The following is a 19381-nucleotide window of genomic DNA, read 5'->3' as shown; positions in this document are numbered from 1 at the left end:
TCGATATAATTGATCGGTAAAACCGATTACATCCTTATCTTTAATAATGGAACTGCGCCAACTCAAATATTTTATTAAAGCAGCCGAACTGGAAAACTTCACCGAAGCTTCGGCTGCATCGTTTATTACTCAGAGTACCTTATCGCAACAAATAAAACAACTTGAAGATGAATTAGGCATTCCATTGTTTCACAGGATCGCAAAAAGAGTGCGCTTGACGGAAGCCGGAAAAATGTTTTTGCCATATGCTATTAAAACTCTGAAAGATGCAAATGATGGCAAAGATATCCTGAAAGACCTGATGGACCTTAATACCGGGACGTTGACGATTGGAGTTACATATGGCTTAACTAATTTGCTAACCCAGGCTATTGCAAAATTTTCTGAAGATCATCCCAACATCAAATTTGATATTGTTTTTGGTACCACGCAAGATCTATTGGAGAAACTTGACCGCAACAGTATTGAAATGATGCTTTCTTTTTCTCAGGAAGAAAAAAATGGCAGCTACAAAACCGAAAAACTGTTTTCTTCCTCCCTCGCGCTGATCGTACATCAAAACCATGCTTTATCCCCAAAAAAGGAGCTTAGTTTAAAACATTTGGAAAATGTATCATTGATATTGCCGTCGGTTGGCTTTAGTATCAGAAATTACCTTGACGAGTTACTTTCACGTCAAAACATCAAACCGGATATGCTGATGGAGATAAATGATATAAATATGATTTTACAGCTTGTAGGTGCCGGCAAATTGGCCACCGTACTTATGGCCTCGTCCATTTTTAACTACCCTCAACTAAAGGCGATAAAAATAACAGGGAATGGTATGACTCGGCAAGCAACTATTAAGTGGCCCGCAGAAGCCTACCGTAAGAAATCAGCCCGGCTGTTAGCGCAGTTGTTAACCGATTTTTCAAAGGATTATCAGTCATAAGTTTAATGCTTCTTTAGAAACAGGTAATTAAACTCATTCAACGAGTAGTATCTCTGAGTATATATCGTTGTCCTGGTATCCTTTAATTAATTTGATATCAGCACCAGATAATAATTAGTGTATTGAAAGCTGTCCCATTTGGTGGACCAGAAATGTATATTGGTTTTAAAATATACAACATGCTGATATTTAATTTATTAAGAATATTTTAAAGTCAAAATTCCTGACTTAAAAGTTGTCCCGTTGCGCAATAAGTGAAAGTCAACAGTTTGATAATCAATTGTTAGTTGTACCGGTCGGGTTAAATTTGATATACTAAGTCGCATATGTATGCGGGACAACTTAGTGTAATGGTGTGTTGGCGCATGGCTGCTGTTGCACACGTGTGCTATATCAGGATTTAAACGGTTAATATTCTTGACAATATGGCTGTGAAAATTTAATATTTAAAATTATCATTTATTTATTAAAACAATTGATCTATTATTTATCTTTATAGCATAATTGGTAATAATTATAAATATCGCAATGTTAGAGATAAAACTTTTACAAAATCCGAAATTGGTGTCAGACGTTCCAGAAACAGGCCAGTTTGAATATGATGCTATCCCGGGCGCGGAAGCTGGAGTAATTGCTCAACTTAGTTATGTTGGTAAACATGGCTACCCTTACTCTTTCAGAACTGTTAGAATACAGCAGGCAAATGAGCAAAGTAACAGTCGTGGTGTATTTAACTTTAAATGTACTTCATTATCCAATTAATAGGATAAAGCACGCTTATAAATAGCTTACAGGAAATTATCTGAGCCCCCCGTTTAAAAGCCCTCAAACACGAGGGCTTTTGTTGTTATAAACTTTTTGATACGCTGTTGTTGCGTTTTGTAATTTACAACAACATGCGTTTAGCTATTATATTAACTTTGCACCAATGCAACAGCAACCCAATAATCCGCTTCATGGAAAAACGTTAGAGACCATATTAAATGAACTGGTGGCTTACTATGGCTGGCCGGAACTGGGGTCGCGCATTCGTATTAATTGCTTTAATGATAATCCGAGCGTTAAATCAAGCCTAAAATTTCTCCGTAAAACCGATTGGGCAAGAAAAGGTGGAAGACCTTTACGTTTCCACCTCGTTTTGATAGTAGCAATTAGTGCTTTTTCTGTTTATTCATTTTAGCTTTTACACTTGCCTTTAAATTGTAAGTTTTGGCGTTGCTGGCTTTCTTTTCGTGAAAAGCGGCTCCGGGCGCATTATCCTCTCCTTTTATTTTAGCTGCCTTTTTTTCCGCAGTTTCGGCTGGTGCGCGCTCTTTTTCAATGATTAGATCTTCCGGTAGATCGCCTACCTGTATTTTTTGACCAATGGCCTGTTCAATTTTTTTAACCGATGCCAGTTCCAGGTCTGTGGCAAATGTAATTGCCATGGTTTCATTGTCATCGCCCGGCGATCTATTGATCATCCGGTTGATATAAATGTCCTTTTCAACCGGCAATTCAAAGTGGATAAGAAACGGAATATCGTTCAACTCTGGTTTTTGCTCTGCGTCATTGACCACAATGAGCACGCGGGTAGCAGCATCTCTAAATTCTTGTACAGATGTAAACCCATCCATCTCAAAAAACCATGGGTTCAATAAAGCAACGCTATTTTTGCGGTTGTTAAGGCTGGCGTATAATTTCTCGGCAGTTGGGCGGGTGTTTACAAATAATGCTACTTTGGTAAACACTTCTTCATCCTGCATAAACAGGTTCAGCAAATTCACTTTAGTGCCAAAGTTGGGCAGTACATATAACAGCTGCGGAAGCGTGTCAAACTGCGGCTCACCTAATTCTTCCACTTCAACAATGGCAGGTTGTTTCATAAATGGCGCTATCAGTTTGTTCAAACGCTCATGCAGTACTTCGGTAAAAACAAGGCACTGGCATTTAGGTATGCTATTGGCCAATTCGGTAACCGGCAATTGAAAGCCTTGTTTAACAATCAGTTCGGCATCGTCAATAACCAGCAATTCAATTTTATTTACATCCAAACCAAGTTTAAGGTAAATGGCACGCGCCCTGTCGGGTGTTGCAACTACAATATCGGCACCATCGGCCATGGCATTCATTTGTGCCTCAGTGCCGGGAGCGGGGAATAACTGAACTATAGAGATGGTTTTGTTTCTATTGAGTTGGTCAATCTTTTCTGCTACCTCTTCAACTTTTTCTTTGGTAGGTACCAGTATCAAAACTTTAGGTACACCATCCGGCGTATATGTAAATTTGTTAAGTGCGGCTAATATATAAGTAGTGGTTTTGCCGCACCCTTCCGGCCCCACACCTATTACATCCTGCCCTCCGCTGATACGTGCCAGCGTTTTTTGCTGAATTTGTGTAGGAGTGGTAAAACCTATTTCATTTAAAGCCTGTATAAGGCCTTTTTTTAGCCTGAATTTATCTAACCACGTCATATATTGTATTTTAAATCCCCAAGCGGGCCAGCAAAGTTATCTTTTTTAAGGCGCATTATTTGATACGTGTTTTAATGATGCTATTATTTAATAACTGAGGATTGGTGTAAACCAGGTTATTTGATCATAGTGGCCAAAATTCGGATTAGAAGATAGGTTTTTAACTCATTGTATTTCAATGTCAAAAATATCTTATAGTAAAATCTAAACCGTTTAACTAAACAAAACCGTAAAGTGGCAGTCTGTTAATTATAATTTGCGGCTAAGCTTAAAACGCCGGTGGGTATATTTGAACAATGTAATTTAGCGTTACATAAAAGCCGGCAAATAAGTTGCGACGCATTAAAGCAGATACCAATGAAAAGATTACTTATATACACACTGGTTTTACTACCTTTTTGGGCTTCGGCTACAAAATATTATGTAAGCAGCGCGGGGAGCGATAGCAATAACGGCACATCTGCATCAACACCATGGCAAAGTATTTCAAAAGTGAATGCAGGTAGTTTTGCAGCAACAGACAGTGTGCTGTTTAAAAGGGGCAACGTGTTCTCAGGATCGCTTGTGGCTACCTGTAACATTGGTTCGTATGGCACAGGGGCGCTGCCGGTAATTTCGGGTTTTAACACTGTATCATCGTGGACGGCATTGGGCGGCAACCTGTATCAGTCTGGCCCGCTAAAAGTGGGTGCAAGTAACACCATAAACATGGTGTTGATAAATGGTGTGCAACAGGCTGTAGGCCGGTATCCTAAAACAAGTTACGATGCTATTCTGTCGGCTAACGGCAATAGTATTACAGGTAGTTTGGTCGGTAAAAAGTTTACTGGTGGAACTGTAGTAATTAAAACGGATAACTACATGCTGGAGAAGCGCATCATTACCGCACAAAATGGTTCTACTATAACGTATAACGAAGCAACTTCCGTATCGCCTAAAAAAGGATATGGTTATTTTATACAAAATGCTGTGGCTGCCTGTACCCAGCAAGGAGATTGGTATTACGATGCCCGCACACAGAGAATTGTTATATACTCCACCAAGTCGCCAACTTTTACTGCTCAGTATTCCGCTGTTGAAACACCGGTTACCTTAAAAGCCGCTAATATTAAAATATCAGGCGTTAGGGTTACAGGTGGTAATAGTCAGAATATAGATGTTCAGGCGCCGAACTGTAGTGCAGTTAACGTATTGTCTGATTACGCACATGTAGGCATACGCAGTGCTTCTGCCGGGTTTAATTGCATTAATTGTACTGTTAACAACGTTAACTCTACAGGTATAATGATCAACGCTAATAACAATGTTATAAAAAGCTCGCTAATTACAAATGTTAACATGATACCCGGCACTGCTGCCACCGGGGCTAACGGTAACGGTGTACTTATGCGTGGCAATAACAACCAGTTTGTTGGCGATACCATCAGAAACACTGGTTATAACGGTATTTATGCTGCCAACGCTAATATTATTATAAAAGATTTTGCCATATCTAACTTCTGTAACGTGCTTACCGATGGTGGCGGCGTATATGTAGACGGGGCTGTAAAAGGAACATCAGGATACGTAGGCGATGGTATTTGTTTGGATGGCAGCAAAAATGGAATAGCCGGCAGTGCAGCTGCTAAAATAGAGGTAAGCGGAGTGTATCTGGATAATAATGCGTCGGATATAGAGATAGCCAACGTTTCTGTATTCAATATGCCTTTAAACGGCATTTACCTGCACGACGGGCATTCACTTAAAATACATCATAACACTATTTACAACTGCGCAGTGGGTTTTGCCTTGCAGGAAGATAACTACTCTAATACTATTGATTTTTATAATAACTCAATAACTGCACTAAAAGGACAAAGGGCGATGGCTTTTGTTTACTTTACTGATGCTGTTCATACCCGCACTATAGGCAGGTTTAACAATAACATCTACTCACGCCCATCTGATGATAACAACACCATACAGGTTTATCACTTCGGCAGCAACAAGAATACGTTTTACAATCTTACTACTTTTAAAACAGCCTTTGCCTTAGATTCAAACAGTAGTACTACACCGCCCAACTACGTACCTGGTTCAACTGTGTATCCGGTTTATAGTACGGCAAAAAAAACAGTTACGCAAGCTGCCGCAGCAACTTACCAAACACTTACGGGCAACCGCGTTAGTAAAGGCGCGGTAGTAAAAGCCCCCATGAACTCAGGAATGGTAATTTATAAAGTTGGTACAAGCGCAAGCAAACCTATTGTTAACAATTAAGACCTCTGTATAAACTAATTTAAAAAATTACAAACATTGGTTGTGTTACACCGTCTATTGCTAAAAACTACTATGAAAAAAATATTTTATTTGCCGATCGCGCTATCGTTATTAACCGCTGCATGTAGCACACAAAACAAAACTACTGATGAAAGTGCAGCTAATACAGCAGATTCTGTAGCTGTGAGAAACGGTACCTACGCTGTAATGAGTGTTGCAGATACCGTGCGCATGGGCGATTCTGTAATGTTGAAATTCGCGGTTTATAACCGTACAGACACCGCTGCCAAATTTTTGAAATGGCAAACACCGTTTGAACCTTTGTTGAGCAAGTACCTTGATGTTAAAAACGCTGATGGCGAAGAAGCACCATATGTTGGCGCTATGGCTAAACGTGTAATGCCACCACCTGCCGATGCCTACATTACCATTGCGCCAGGTGATAGCCTGGTTACCAAATTTAACTTGTTGCAAGGTTATGCGCTTAGCAAAGCCGGCGCTTACACTATTCGTTACAACAGCGAGAGCATGAACGGATTGAAGGTAGATAAGGATGTATCATTTATATACAAGTAATAAGTTTTATCATTAAAACGCGAAAGCCTTCCCCGTTACTTAGAGGAAGGCTTTCGCGTTGTTATCGGTTGCTTAGGCTTATTGCCAGCCACCTCCTAAAGAGCGGTACAACGATGATACAGCTGATAGCTGATCGCGTTTGATAGAAGCCAGTTCCAGTTCGCTTTGCAGAACGTTGGCTTGCGCGGTTATTACTTCCAGGTAAGTTGCCATGCCGTTTTTAAACAGCAGATTGGCATTACCTGTAGCCTGACGCAATGTGTTTACCCTGGTGGCTACTATGGCTTGCTCTTGTTTTAGCTTTTGCAGGCTGGCTAACGAGTTGGACACCTCGCCAACAGCATTTAACACTGTTTGCCTGAACTGCAATACCGTTTTCTCACGCTCAACCTCGGCCACTTTATAGCGGGTGCTTAGCTGTTTGTGGTTAATAAGCGGCTGTACTACACTGCCGGCAACTATACCAAACAATGATGCAGGTATATTGAACCAGTTACTGGCTTTGAATGAGTTTACGCCACCATCGGCTGTAATGCGCAGGGCAGGGTACATATTGGCTTTATTGATGCCTACGTTAGCATTAGCTATGTTAAGTGACAATTCTGCGCTACGCACATCGGGCCGTCTGCTAATTACTTCTGACGGTACACCGGTTGCAACAGTTTCGGGTACATTGAATTGAGCAAGGCTTGCGGTACGGGTAACTTGATCAGGCAATGCGCCTGTTAAAATGCGCAGAGCGTTTTCCTGTATGGCTATGTTCTTTTCAAACTCGGGCACCAGTTGTGCGGCAGCCAGGCGTTGTGCCTCTGCCTGTTGTATGGCTAATGACGTAGCCTGTCCGGAGTTATATTGCAATCTGATAATTTGCAGGGTGCTATCGGTTAAAGCCACATTCTTTTTAGCCACATCTAACTGGGCATCCAACATCAACAGTGTATAATATCCTTGCGAAACACTGGCAACAATATTGGTTTGCAACAGCTTGCGTGCCTCCTGTGTTTGCAGGTAAGCAGCCAAAGCGCTTTTGTTTTGGTTACGTATCTTCCCCCAAACATCTGCCTCCCATGATATGGATACATCGGCCTGGTAATTCTCTATATGATTAGTACCCAAAAACTGACTTAAACTTATGCCGTTCAAACTGTTGTTTGAAGGTCGACTTGAACTTGCACCAACATTCAGGTTAACCTCAGGTACGTAGTTCCATTTAACCTGTTTTAACAGCAATTGCGATGCTTCTATGTTTTTAAGCGCCAGCTGCATATCGTAATTGTTGGCTATGGCACTGTCAATTAGCTTTTGCAAAGTAGCATCAGTAAAAAACTGTTTCCACTGTATGTTGGCAATGCTGCTGCTATCGCCCGTGGTTTGAACATCCGCCATCCTGAATGCCGCAGGAGCTTCGGGTTGTGGTGTTTTTATATCTTTTGATACGGAGCAGGCACTTATTATAAGTGTGATAAGCGCCAATCCGGTTATATATTTTTTCATTGTTTTATTATTTATGATATCAACAATTAAGCATTCAGCGCAGGTAGGGGTTCATGAATGGAATGACCGTTCAATCCGTGCTGATCTTCATGTTTAGCTTTATCTTCAGGCTTTCCGGTTATTCTTTCCTGTAAACCCTGGAAGATGACAAATAGCACCGGAATGATAAACAGACCCAGTACAACGCCGGATACCATGCCGCCTGCTGCGCCAATGCTAATAGAGTGATTACCCTGTGCTGAAGGCCCGGTTGCAATACTCATCGGGAACAAACCGAATATGAATGCCAGCGAGGTCATGATAATAGGGCGCAGACGTAATTTAGCTGCTTCTATAGCAGCCTCAACCAACGGTAACCCCGCCTTTCGTCGCTGAACGGCAAACTCTACTATTAGGATGGCATTTTTTGCCAGTAAGCCGATGAGCATGATGAGGGCCACCTGTACATAAATGTTGTTTTCAATGCCGGTTAATCCTAACACTACAAACGTTCCTAAAATACCGGTTGGGATAGACAGGATAACGGCCAACGGCAATATATAACTCTCATATTGAGCGGCCAGCAGAAAGTAAACGAACACCAGACACAAACCGAATATTACGGATGACTGCCCTAATGAGGAGATCTCCTCGCGGGTTTGGCCCGAGAACTCAAAGGTGAAACCAGATGGCAACTCCTCTTTAGCTGTTTCCCGTATGGCTGCAATAGCATCTCCGGAGCTGAAGCCCGGTTTTGGTATAGCGTTCACTTCAATAGAATTGAACAGGTTAAAACGTGAGGCAGTTTCGGAACCGTAAACGCGAGACAACTTAACCAATGTGTTAATAGGCACCATCTGTCCTGTTTTGTTTTTTACGAAAACGCGGTCAATAGACGCTGGGTCGGCACGGTCTTCAATATCAGCCTGAACTACCACGCGATAATATTTACCAAAGCGGTTAAAGTCTGATGCCTGCGCACTACCAAAGTAAGCCTGCATGGTTTGCAAAATGTCTCTAACGCTAACACCTAACTGGTTAGCCTTATCATCATCAACTTCTAATTGCAGTTGCGGATAGTCTGCTTTGAAAGAGGTGAACGCCTGTGCAATGGCCGGTTTGGCCATCAGCTTGGCAATAAAGTTATTAGCCACCCCGCTAAACTTATCCAGCTTGCCGCCGGTTTTATCCTGTAATACCACGTTCAATGCCTCTACGTTACTAAAGCCGGGTACGGTAGGGAAGCTGAACACAAAGAAATCGCCTCCGTTTACTTTGGCTAACTCTCCGCGTAACATGTTTTGTACCTCATCAATGTTCTTTACCTCTCCGCGTTCATCATGCGGTTTAAGCAATACAAAGAATACGCCTGATGAAGGACTGGTAGAGTTGGTCAATAAGTTAAAGCCCGATATAGCCGTAACAAATCGTGCCGCTGGCAGGCTGTTGGCTGCTTCTTCGGCTTTTTTTATCACCTCGTTGGTTCTGCTTAATGATGCTCCTGATGGGGTGGTAACTGATACCGCTATAAAGCCCTGATCTTCGGTAGGGATAAAGCCTGATTTTGTTGTACTTACCAGGTAAATTGTGGCGGCAACTACAACCGCTAAACCACCCATTGCCAGCCTTTTATTTTTAATGAGGAAATTAACACCACCCAGATATCTGTCTGTCATGGTGCTGAAGCTGCGGTTAAAGCCTGCGTAGAATTTCTCTTTAAAGGTTTTAGGCGCTTTAGGGTCCGCCGGGTTATGATTGCTTTTTAAGAATAGCGCCGCTAAAGCCGGGCTTAAGGTTAAGGCATTCACAGCTGATATCACAATAGCAATTGACATAGTGAACGCGAACTGCCTGTAGAATACCCCTGTAGAACCCGTCATGAAGCCTACAGGTAAGAATACCGCAGCCATTACCAACGTGATGGAGATAATAGCGCCTGTAATTTCATGCATGGCCTGCGTGGTGGCTACTTTTGGGGAGAGGTGTTCGCTTTCCATTTTTGAATGGACGGCCTCCACCACCACAATGGCATCATCTACCACAATACCAATGGCTAAAACCAAGGCAAACAGTGTGAGCAGGTTAATGGAGAAACCAAACAGGTTCATAAAGAAGAAGGTACCCAATATGGCTACCGGTACAGCAATTGCCGGGATGAGCGTTGACCTAAAATCCTGCAGGAAAATAAATACTACGATAAATACCAGTATGAAGGCTTCAATCAACGTATGTTCTACTTGTGATATAGACTCATCAAGCGCGGTTTTAGTGCGGTAAAAGTTATTGTAAGCTATGCCTTTTGGAAAATCTTTAGAAGCTTTTTCCATAAACTCATCAACAGCTATCTGTATCTCGTTAGCGTTTGATCCGGCTAATTGAATGATACCTATACCTACGCCGTCTTTACCGTTAAGATGTGTAACGCTGGTGTAAGAGTACGCGCCCAGTTCAACCCGTGCAACATCCTTTAAATGGAGTACAGAACCATCCGAATTTGCGCGGATGGCTATGTTCTGATACTCCTCAGGTTTAGTTAGTTTACCTTTATACTTAATTACGTATTCAAAAACTTCATCGCTGCGCTCGCCCAGCTTTCCGGGAGCAGCCTCCAGGTTTTTATCCTGAATAGCGTTCATTACCTCGGCAGGAGTAACATTATAAGCGGCCATTTGTGCAGGGTTGAGCCATACACGCATAGAGTAATCTTTAATACCACCGAAAATGGTAGCTGAACCCACGCCCGGAATACGTTTCAATTCGGGAATGATGTTGATCTGCGCGTAGTTAGCCACAAAAGCCTGATCGTATTTTTTAGGGTCTTCGGTAAACATACCAACGGCGCCTATCAAACTGTTTTGTTGTTTGGTGGTAACAATGCCTTGTTGTACAACTTCTGATGGTAGCTGACTTGTAGCCTGTGCCACACGGTTTTGTACGTTAACCGCCGCCTGGTCAGGGTCGGTACCCTGTTTAAAGTAAACGGTTATGGCCAGCGTACCGTCATTACTGGCGGTTGAGCTCATGTAGCTCATGTTCTCAACACCGTTAATGGCTTCTTCTAATGAGGGCGCTACCGAGCGTAACACGGTTTCGGCATTGGCGCCTGGATATACCGCCGCTACCAACACTGCAGGAGGGGCGATATCCGGAAATTGCTGCAAAGGCAATCTGGTAAGGCCAAGCACACCCACTATCACCAGCAAAATGGAGATAACGGTTGATAGTACAGGCCTCTCTATGAATCTTTTAAGCATGACTTATTATTTTTATTGTGGTGATTTTTCGGAGCAAACGCTCCCTTGTTCGCTTAAAAAAGCGAGGTAATTGTTTAGCAGGGGCGCCGTTTAAGGCGCCTTATCTGGATACTTTATTAGCGATTTACGTTAGCTGCAACTTTCTCTGCCTTTTGCTGAGGCTGAATAACCGAGCCTTCCTGTAAGTGGTCAACTCCGGTTAGCACGATGCGTTCGCCGGGTTTAATACCATCATTAACCAGGTAGTTGGTACCGCTTTTGCCAATTATGTTGATGGGCCGTTTTTCTACTTTATTGCTATCGGCTACAGCAAATACAAATACTTTATCCTGCATTTCTATGGTAGCCGACTCAGGTACAGCCAGTGCATCAGTATGTTGTAAGCCTAAACGCACTTTACCTGTATTACCTGCGCGTAGTAAACCTTCGGGATTGGCAAAGCTTGCGCGAATAGTAATTGCCGCTGTAGTTTTATCAAACTGCCCGTCAATCATATCAATTTTACCTTTTTTAGTGTAGGCAGAATTGTCAGAAAGTAAAAGTGTAACCGCAGGCAAATGCTGAATTTTCTCTTTCAACGTAGCGCCCGGATATTGGTCTTTAAAGTTTACAAAGTCTTTTTCGCTTAGTGAGAAATAAACGTGTACATCGTGCACATCAGATAGTTGAGTGAGCTCTTGTACATCAGTCGGGCTAACCAGACTACCTTGTTTTTTCAACAGCCTACCAATATATCCGTTAACCGGTGCTTTAATGAGCGTGTAACCCAGGTTGATCTGCGCAGTTGAAACGTTGGCTTTAGCTTGTTCAATATTGGCCTTGGCTACATCAAAAGCAGCTTTAGCAGCTTTAAGCTGGTAATCGGAAATTACTTTGTTTTGTACCAGCGGGGTAAGCTTTTCAATTTCTAAACGGGAATTGGTTAACGCAGCTTCTGCAGCGTGTTGGGTAGCCAACGCGTTATTCAATGCAGCACGGAATGGCTGATCATTGATCTTGAACAGGGGCTGACCTACAGTTACATAGGCACCTTCGTCTACATATACTTTTTCTAAAGCTCCGTTTACCTGCGGGCGAACCTCTACATTAACAACACCCTCTATAGCGGCTGGGTAGTCATGGTAAGTAGTATCAGTAGTTGTGTTAATAGTGGCTACCGGTAGTGCGGGTGGGGGAGGCGTGGTTGCCTGTGGTTTTGGTGAGCAACTTGCCAATGCCATGGCGATCATGGCTAAAAATGCAATTTTCATGAGGGTAATTTGTGTTTTGGGATTAATGTTTCGGGCAGCATTCCTAATGCTGTCTAAATAGATAGTGCTCGGTTCGTCCGAACTGTTAACGTTGTAATATTTATTAACAGCGTTAACCTGGCATGGTGAGTTGAAGTTATTTGAGGTCATGTAGTTAGCGAATAATTATATTGATAGTGTTATTACTTAGTTAGATAATTTAACAGTGTTAAATATTTATTATGAGTTAGTTAATTTTTTTAGTATAGAAATTAACTACGGCTTTATTGAACGTATAATAGCGCCAATAGCATCTTTTAAAACCTCGTCGTTAATACCTGCAGGCACGCCCTGCCTTACCAGATTGATAGAGATCAAACCATGCACTACCGACCAAAATGTGTAGTAACGTTTGCAGATCAGATCTTCCGGCGGGTTTTCCATACCGGTTAATTTGCCTATCACATCCCAAATCATGTTGGCCGGAATCTCTGCTTCGGGTACAGAATTATCCCAAATACAACAGTTTATTTCAATACCGAACATTAACTGATAAAGTTCCTTATGCGCAAAAGCGAAGTTCCAATACGCCAGCCACATATCTTCAAGTTGCTTTTCGGGCAAAGTGTGCCTGTCCATAGCAGCCTGTGTGTCTTTAGCCAGCATCAGGTAGCCCTTTTTTGTGAGCTCTAACATTAAAGCTTCCTTACTGGCAAAATATTCATAAATAACCGGTGGGGTATATTCAATAATATCGGCAATTTTACGCATACTTAAGGCCTGCCACCCCTCATCCTTCCCAATACGCATAGCGGCGTCCAGAATACTTTTCCGGGTGTCGTCTTTTAAGCGTTGTTTCCTGTCCTTGCTGGCCATTTTGTTTTACTGTATTAATTTTTCTAACAGTGTTAGGCAAATGTAGTGCTGTTATTTAAAATCCGTTTCATTTAATTGTCATTTGTAAAATCTTCCCACTTGCGAAAGATCTATTCAACAAGCTATCCATAGCAAATCACGCCTAAAAATCAACCATAGTATAAATCATTTCAACAATTACGAAAACGTTGTAAATTCCTTACATCTAATTTTAGCATTACCAATTATGGCCTGATAATCAAACCCATCCGGATTATTTAGCCTTCATTTTATTGAATTAAAATTAATGCTATGAAAGACACATCGTGATCATTCTGCCATGCGCAGCGTGCCTGTCGCTAATGCGATAAACACAATTATTTAACCCTTAATAAACCTTTTTATGACTTTTTTTACACACGAGAAGATTCGATGCGCTTTAAAAATGCATCGGAGAAATTTTTCTTTTAAAGCCGTGTTGTTAATAATAGCAATCACCATTATTAACTATACAGGGGCTTACTCGCAAAATGCTTCCGCTACTTTGAGAGTAAGCGGATTGGTAACTGATCTTTCAACAGGAGAGACCCTGATAGGGGCAACTGTAAAGGTAAAGGGCACATCAACCGCAGTAGCTGTTGATGCCGCAGGTAAGTTTACCATTGAAGTACCAAGCGCCCAATCTGTATTGGTAGCCAATTTTATAGGGTACACGGATCTGGAAGTACCGGTGCAGGGCAAAACGGTATTGGATATTAAACTTTCAAAAGTTACAACCAACCTTGATGAGGTTGTTGTAACGGGTTTTGGTTTAACAACCAAAAAGGCCACGCTGGCCGGTGCAATTTCTACCGTAACAGCCGACGAACTTTCGCACTCCCGAGCAGCCACAGCCTCTGGTGCGTTGGTTGGCAGGGTGCCCGGTGTTAACTTCAGACAAGACAACGGAAGACCCGGTAGCGCGCCAACCATACAGATACGTAACTATGGTACTCCTTTAATAGTTATTGATGGTGTTACCCGAGATTACACCAGTTTTTCTAATATGGACTTTAACGATATTGAGTCTATATCTGTATTAAAAGACGGTTCGGCTGCTATCTATGGTATGTTGGCCTCTAATGGTGTTGTTGTAATCACTACAAAAAAAGGTAAGCGTAATCAAAAACCAACGGTAGGTTTCCAAAGCTATTATGGTATACAAAAAGTAGCCAACTATAATAAACCAGCCGACGCTAAGACTTTTATAAGGGCTTTGGTACAGGATGAAACCTATAACAACCGTACCCGTACCATAACAAGGGCGGAGTATGATAAATGGATGGCAGGTACCGAACCTGGTTATCAGGGATTTGATTGGTATGATTTTATTTGGGGAAAGGCCGCGCCGCAGATCTATAATAGTTTCAACTTCTCCGGTGGTTCTGAAAATACCGATTATTATGTAAGTATTGGTAACCTTCAGCAAAAGCCCATTATGCGTAACCTTGGCGACGGCTTTAAGCGTACCAACTTTCAAACAAATGTAAATGCCAACATTAGTAAACGCATAAAGGTTGGCGTTGGCATTATTGGCCGTGTAGAAGAAACAGCACAGGCCGGTTTGCCGGGTGATGATTACGGATTTGCAGAACAAACCGCTTTCCGCAATTTGCCTACACTTCGTCCTTATGCTAATGATAATCCGAAGTATCCGGGTATCTCAGCAGTTGATCCGCAATACAGTTATGGTTGGGTAGGCTACGAAACTTCAGGCAAGTACTCACAAATAAGAAATGCTATAACAGTTAATGGTAATTTGGAAGTACAAATTTTACCGGGCTTAAAAGCACGTGCATTGGGCAGCTACACGTTTACCAATACACAGCAGGATCTGCACGAGAAATCGCCTTTGCTCTATATTTATGACAAGAATACGCAGGCCTATAATTTAGCACCCAATTTACCTGCTGCGCGATATGTTGAGCGTACTTTTAGTAATAGCAAAGAGATCACTACCAACTTCCAGTTAGATTATAGAAATTCTTTTGGTGACCATAATTTGCAGGCGGTTGCAGGCGTAGAAGCCAGAAGTACTATTTCTCCAAGTTTGTACGCGTTAGGTAGCCCTGCAGCAAATGGTATTGCATTTATACCTAATACGCCTTCGGCCATTACTACACTTACAGATAACCTGAGCTTTTTAACAAAAAGGCAGAATTACTCAACCAAAATAAACTACGATTACAAAGGCAAATACATTGCAGAGTTTGTAGGTAGGTATGACGGCTCGCCAAGTTATATTGACGGAAAAAGATGGGGGTTTTTCCCTGGGGGAAGTGTTGCTTACCGTATTTCTGAAGAAGATTTTTGGAGAAAGAGTAAGCTGTTAAGCAACATTAACGATTTTAAATTAAGAGCATCATATGGTGTAATGGGGCAGGAGCTTGGCGGTGTTTTAGACTACCTGGCCGGCTATAACTATGGTAACCAAGGCGTTGCTATTGTAAACGGACAAGAAATAATAACCTCAAGAATAGCGGGCTTACCTTCAGTAAATTTAACCTGGGGCCGTGTTAAAGCATTAAATATTGGTGTTGACGTAACGCTGTTAAATAACCGCCTGAGCGGTGGCTTTGAGTGGTTTGAGCGCACGCAGACAGGGTTGGCTGCCGGTAGGGTAGACGTTTTATTGCCAGACCTGGTTGGTTTCTCGCGTCCAAATGAGAATCTGAATTCAGATATCGTTCGGGGTATTGAAGGTTCGATAAACTGGAGAGATAAAGTTGGCGAGTTTAACTATTTCTTCGGTGGTAACTTCACCTTTTCGCGCTGGATAACCGGATATAGATACAAACAGGATGAGCGCTGGACCAGCGAATGGGCAAGATACAGAGGCGGACCTGGTAATGACGAAGGGCGATATCGCGATGGTACCATGCAACTAATAGGCATCGGACAGTTTCAAAGCTGGGAAGAGATCAGAAACTATCCTATTGATCAGGACCACGAAGGTAACAGAACCATTCGTCCGGGCGACTTCAAATTTGAGGATATCAACGGCGACGGATTTATCAATGACCTGGATATGAAAATTGTTACTTACCGGGTAAACAGCGGTACACCATGGATAAACTTTGGCTTTAATTTGGGCGGAAGCTATAAAGGCTTTGATATAAGAGCTGACTTTGTAGGCGCTACAGGTACTACCTATGAGCAACAGGGCTATATGCGGTATTTTGATTCTAACCAAAATGTATCTCAGTATCTGGCAGACAACTCAACTTGGTACAAAGACATTTGGGACAGAAACAGCGGCTTCAATATTGGTAAATACCCGCTGCTTACACGTGGTGCAAACAACTGGATGACTACCCACTGGCCTAATAGCTTATGGCAAACTAACTTAACTTATGTTAAGCTGCGTAATCTGGAGATAGGCTACACCATACCTTATAATGTGTTAAAGCGTGTAGGTGTTTCAAATTTCCGGGTTTATGTAGCCGGTCAAAATGTGGCGCAAATATCAAATATGCCAGGCGGGCTTGATCCGGAAATTACCAGCAACGGTGGTAATTCCTATCCAAATCCACGAGTTTATACCATGGGCGTTCAAGTTAAATTTTAATAACTACCAAAATGAAAACCAAATTATATAGTCTTTTTGCGCTCCTCATTATAAACACTGTGTTTATGGGGTGTAAGAAAAACCTGGACACGGTTTCAGTAAACAAACTACAGGAAGAAATTATCTATTCTGACAGAAGCCTGGTATTGGCCACCTTAGCTAACTTTTATACTTCTGTTGGCTTTGGGCAGAATAACGGGGCTGTTGGCAATTACCATCTTTTAGATGAGGCTAACACACAGTACGGCTCTCCAACAACTACTGACGACGAGAAATTAGTTAGCCGTAACTTTAACAGAACCATTGACTATGCACTTGTACGCAGGTTAAACCAGTTTTTAGAGGGCGTGCGGTCCAGTGCTGCTAAGTCGGCTATACCCGAAAGTGAGCGTGTTGATATGGAAGGACAGGCCATTTTTTTACGTGCGTGGTATTATTTCTGCATGACCCGCTCTTTTGGTGGCATGCCACTGGTGGGCGATAAAGTTTTTACCTACGAGTCGGGCATGGATGTTACGCCTTTTCAAATTCCACGCTCAACAGAAGCAGACGCGTATCAATATGTCATTGATCAGTGCGACCTGGCCATGACAAAATTAAGCGGCGTTGCATCTGTCGGAGCTTCTGTTCCTAATAAATGGGCCGCGTTGTTGCTTAAAGCGCGTGCAGCAGTTTATGCCGCATCTATTGCTAATTACGGCAATAAGCTAACCCCCTCTGTAAAGACGGCAGGATGGGAAGCCGGTATTCCGGCAGACAAGGCTGCAGGTTTTTACAAGGTTGCTTTTGATGCGGCGAAGCTATTGATCACCAGTGCCACTCCTTATAAAATTCAGACCGATCCTGCTAACCCCGGTCTGGGCTTTTACAATGCTATCAACGTAAAAACTGGAAATACCGAAGTTATTTGGGCGCTTGACAGGAAAAGCCCTAATCAGGTTACTCAGTTTACCAGCCAGGCAATGCCTTACTCTCATCGTGACTATTCGGAAGGCAATAACTTAGGTGCTTTGCTAAACCTGGTTGAGGCGTTTGAGAACAAAGACGGATCCAGTCCAACTATTAAAACAAACAACTCTGACGGATCTTATGTGTTTTACGATGACGTTGAAGATCCATTTAAAGCCAAAGATGCACGTTTGTGGGGCACCGTTATCTGGCCCAATGCACCATATCGTAACATACCTGTAATATTACAGGCCGGACAGTTAAATAAAAATGGCTCAGGTGCCTGGGTAATTAAAACCGCAAATCCAGGAACATCAGATGCGAGCGGACTGATTACTTCGTTAAATGGCCCGGCTTCTATATCCAACAATTATGTAAACAAAACAGGCTTTTTGGTGCGCAAGTTTTTAGACGAAACCGCGGGTGCCGGCCTTAACCCTCGCTACAGCGAAATGTGGATGCCACGTTTACGAATAGCAGAAGCTTATTTAATTGCAGCAGAAGCAGCTTTTGAAATGGGAGACAAACCATCTGCAGTGCAATACATTAATGTTGTGCGTAGCCGGGGTGGTATACAACCACTTACTGATGCTACCTTAACATTCGACAAGATCGTAAATGAATACCGGGTTGAGTTTGCTTTTGAAGACCACCGTTTCTGGGATTTAAGAAGATGGAGAATAGCGCATACTTTATGGACAGGTACAACCAATGACCCTATCGCTCACCCTTACTCTCTATATCCTTATAAAGTGGTGGCGGCTGGTGATCCTAACAATGGTAAGTGGGTATTTACCAGGCAGGTATCATACAAACGTCAATCAACGCCATTGTTGTTTTTACCTAATGCCTACTATGCAAGCATTGATAACGGCTGGGTTGTAAATAATCCGAAGATGGTACTTAACCCGCTTCAATAAAATTTAAAAGATTATTATCATGAAAAAGAAAAATAAAATAATAGCCTTTTCAGTAATTGGACTTGCGTTGTTCTCTTTTCTGCTTATATCATCCTGCAGTAAGGAATTGGATAACAAAACCTATCCTACGTCGAGAATCTCCGGAAGATTTCTGTATAACGGTCAGCCCATTCAAGTTATGGCCACGTCATCGGATGCCGGTGGATCTAACCCTTTACAACTGATCCAGACCGGACCCGGAAAGTATGTGTATGGTGTTATTAAAATGTTTACCAAAGCCGATGGAACTTACACCATCCAAACATTTGACGGTAATTATTCATTGGTTAACAGCCCCGGCAAAGGGCCCTGGCTACAGCCGGATACGATAAAGTTAACGCTGAAGGGTGAGGCAAAGGACGTTAATTTTAACGTCACCCCTTATCACTGGATCTCTGACTATAAAAGTACTTTTGTGGATTCAGTTTTTACCGCTACGTTCAAGTTGGAAAAAGTGGTACAAACATCAAATCTGGAGCGGGTTGTGATCTATCTGGGTACAAGCCATCTTGTAGATATTACTTCAAAACAGGGAGAAAAGGTATTCACGGGTATCACCCCGGGCAACGTAACCGTAAGCTTTAACTTAAAAACCTTAAGCACTGCTGATAAAGTAACCCTGCGTAACACGGGAGTAACGTTTGCAAGGGTAGGTATTAAAACGCAAGGCGTTGGAGATTTACTGTATTCGCCCGTTATGGAGCTAAAATAATAACAGCAAATATCCCTTGTTTTATGGAAACCTTCCCCGGACTTAATTGAGGTTCGGGAGAGGTTTCCATTTGTAGTTTAAATAGATCATGCCCAAAAATTGATTGAGATATCCGATGAAAA

Annotated in this window: 13 protein-coding genes; 8 read left to right on the top strand and 5 right to left on the bottom strand. The window is 42.3% G+C overall.

Features of this window, described 5'->3' with window-relative positions; all coding sequences use genetic code 11:
* Positions 1 to 46: 46 nt before the first annotated feature.
* From CLV57_RS15605 to CLV57_RS15595, 3 genes are all read left to right on the top strand, one after another.
* Positions 47 to 934, top strand: a complete 888-nt coding sequence (locus tag CLV57_RS15605; protein ID WP_100342313.1) for a LysR substrate-binding domain-containing protein — start codon at positions 47 to 49, stop codon at positions 932 to 934.
* A gap of 528 nt (positions 935 to 1462) precedes the next feature.
* Positions 1463 to 1696 carry a hypothetical protein gene (locus CLV57_RS15600; RefSeq protein WP_100342312.1) on the top strand — a complete coding sequence of 78 codons (234 nt, stop codon included), beginning with the start codon at positions 1463 to 1465 and terminating at the stop codon, positions 1694 to 1696.
* A gap of 166 nt (positions 1697 to 1862) precedes the next feature.
* The gene (locus tag CLV57_RS15595) at positions 1863 to 2114 is read left to right on the top strand and encodes a VF530 family protein (protein WP_100342311.1); all 252 of its coding nucleotides are present in this window, start codon (positions 1863 to 1865) and stop codon (positions 2112 to 2114) included.
* Here the strand turns inward: CLV57_RS15595 and CLV57_RS15590 are convergent.
* Complete coding sequence (locus CLV57_RS15590) at positions 2086 to 3387, bottom strand: DEAD/DEAH box helicase (protein ID WP_100342310.1); 1302 nt, start codon at positions 3385 to 3387, stop codon at positions 2086 to 2088. The two genes, CLV57_RS15595 and CLV57_RS15590, sit on opposite strands and share 29 nt — an antisense overlap.
* A 357-nt stretch (positions 3388 to 3744) precedes the next feature.
* Here CLV57_RS15590 and CLV57_RS15585 point away from each other — a divergent pair, with 357 nt between their 5' ends.
* Together CLV57_RS15585 and CLV57_RS15580 are read left to right on the top strand one after the other, a co-directional pair.
* Positions 3745 to 5646: a right-handed parallel beta-helix repeat-containing protein gene (locus CLV57_RS15585; RefSeq protein WP_157799183.1), complete on the top strand. Its 1902-nt coding sequence runs from the start codon at positions 3745 to 3747 to the stop codon at positions 5644 to 5646.
* A gap of 72 nt (positions 5647 to 5718) precedes the next feature.
* The gene (locus CLV57_RS15580) at positions 5719 to 6222 is read left to right on the top strand and encodes a protease (protein ID WP_100342308.1); all 504 of its coding nucleotides are present in this window, start codon (positions 5719 to 5721) and stop codon (positions 6220 to 6222) included.
* A 78-nt stretch (positions 6223 to 6300) separates the two neighbouring features.
* Here the strand turns inward: CLV57_RS15580 and CLV57_RS15575 are convergent, their stop codons facing one another.
* From CLV57_RS15575 to CLV57_RS15560, 4 genes are all read right to left on the bottom strand, one after another.
* Positions 6301 to 7716, bottom strand: coding sequence for an efflux transporter outer membrane subunit (locus tag CLV57_RS15575; protein ID WP_100342307.1), 1416 nt, complete (start codon positions 7714 to 7716; stop codon positions 6301 to 6303).
* A 26-nt stretch (positions 7717 to 7742) separates the two neighbouring features.
* A complete protein-coding gene (locus CLV57_RS15570) occupies positions 7743 to 10949 on the bottom strand; it encodes an efflux RND transporter permease subunit (protein ID WP_100342306.1) in 3207 nt (1068 codons plus the stop codon).
* Positions 10950 to 11065: 116 nt separating this feature from the next.
* On the bottom strand, positions 11066 to 12199 hold the full coding sequence (locus tag CLV57_RS15565) for an efflux RND transporter periplasmic adaptor subunit (protein ID WP_100342865.1): 1134 nt from the start codon (positions 12197 to 12199) through the stop codon (positions 11066 to 11068).
* A 255-nt stretch (positions 12200 to 12454) separates the two neighbouring features.
* On the bottom strand, positions 12455 to 13054 hold the full coding sequence (locus tag CLV57_RS15560; RefSeq protein WP_100342305.1) for a TetR/AcrR family transcriptional regulator: 600 nt from the start codon (positions 13052 to 13054) through the stop codon (positions 12455 to 12457).
* A gap of 454 nt (positions 13055 to 13508) precedes the next feature.
* Between CLV57_RS15560 and CLV57_RS15555 the strand changes: the two genes are divergently transcribed.
* Genes CLV57_RS15555 through CLV57_RS15545 form a run of 3 tightly spaced genes read left to right on the top strand, consistent with a single transcriptional unit; the run spans position 13509 to position 19259 of the window.
* Complete coding sequence (locus CLV57_RS15555; protein ID WP_211290079.1) at positions 13509 to 16640, top strand: SusC/RagA family TonB-linked outer membrane protein; 3132 nt, start codon at positions 13509 to 13511, stop codon at positions 16638 to 16640.
* Between the two features lie 11 nt (positions 16641 to 16651).
* Positions 16652 to 18508, top strand: coding sequence for a RagB/SusD family nutrient uptake outer membrane protein (locus CLV57_RS15550; protein WP_100342303.1), 1857 nt, complete (start codon positions 16652 to 16654; stop codon positions 18506 to 18508).
* 19 nt (positions 18509 to 18527) lie between these two features.
* Positions 18528 to 19259, top strand: a complete 732-nt coding sequence (locus CLV57_RS15545) for a DUF3823 domain-containing protein (RefSeq protein WP_100342302.1) — start codon at positions 18528 to 18530, stop codon at positions 19257 to 19259.
* Positions 19260 to 19381: the final 122 nt, after the last annotated feature.

It is taken from the genome of Mucilaginibacter auburnensis (assembly GCF_002797815.1).
GTDB classification, from domain to species: Bacteria; Bacteroidota; Bacteroidia; order Sphingobacteriales; family Sphingobacteriaceae; genus Mucilaginibacter; species Mucilaginibacter auburnensis.
The sequence above is the reverse complement of the archived record's forward strand: the minus strand, read 5'-3'. Positions and strand labels throughout refer to the sequence as shown.

Coding starts and splice junctions, on each gene's coding strand:
- CLV57_RS15605 (WP_100342313.1), top strand. CDS start 47: ATGGAACTGCGCCAACTCAAATATTTTATTAAAGCAGCCGAACTGGAA.
- CLV57_RS15600 (WP_100342312.1), top strand. CDS start 1,463: ATGTTAGAGATAAAACTTTTACAAAATCCGAAATTGGTGTCAGACGTT.
- CLV57_RS15595 (WP_100342311.1), top strand. CDS start 1,863: ATGCAACAGCAACCCAATAATCCGCTTCATGGAAAAACGTTAGAGACC.
- CLV57_RS15590 (WP_100342310.1), bottom strand. CDS start 3,387: ATGACGTGGTTAGATAAATTCAGGCTAAAAAAAGGCCTTATACAGGCT.
- CLV57_RS15585 (WP_157799183.1), top strand. CDS start 3,745: ATGAAAAGATTACTTATATACACACTGGTTTTACTACCTTTTTGGGCT.
- CLV57_RS15580 (WP_100342308.1), top strand. CDS start 5,719: ATGAAAAAAATATTTTATTTGCCGATCGCGCTATCGTTATTAACCGCT.
- CLV57_RS15575 (WP_100342307.1), bottom strand. CDS start 7,716: ATGAAAAAATATATAACCGGATTGGCGCTTATCACACTTATAATAAGT.
- CLV57_RS15570 (WP_100342306.1), bottom strand. CDS start 10,949: ATGCTTAAAAGATTCATAGAGAGGCCTGTACTATCAACCGTTATCTCC.
- CLV57_RS15565 (WP_100342865.1), bottom strand. CDS start 12,199: ATGAAAATTGCATTTTTAGCCATGATCGCCATGGCATTGGCAAGTTGC.
- CLV57_RS15560 (WP_100342305.1), bottom strand. CDS start 13,054: ATGGCCAGCAAGGACAGGAAACAACGCTTAAAAGACGACACCCGGAAA.
- CLV57_RS15550 (WP_100342303.1), top strand. CDS start 16,652: ATGAAAACCAAATTATATAGTCTTTTTGCGCTCCTCATTATAAACACT.
- CLV57_RS15545 (WP_100342302.1), top strand. CDS start 18,528: ATGAAAAAGAAAAATAAAATAATAGCCTTTTCAGTAATTGGACTTGCG.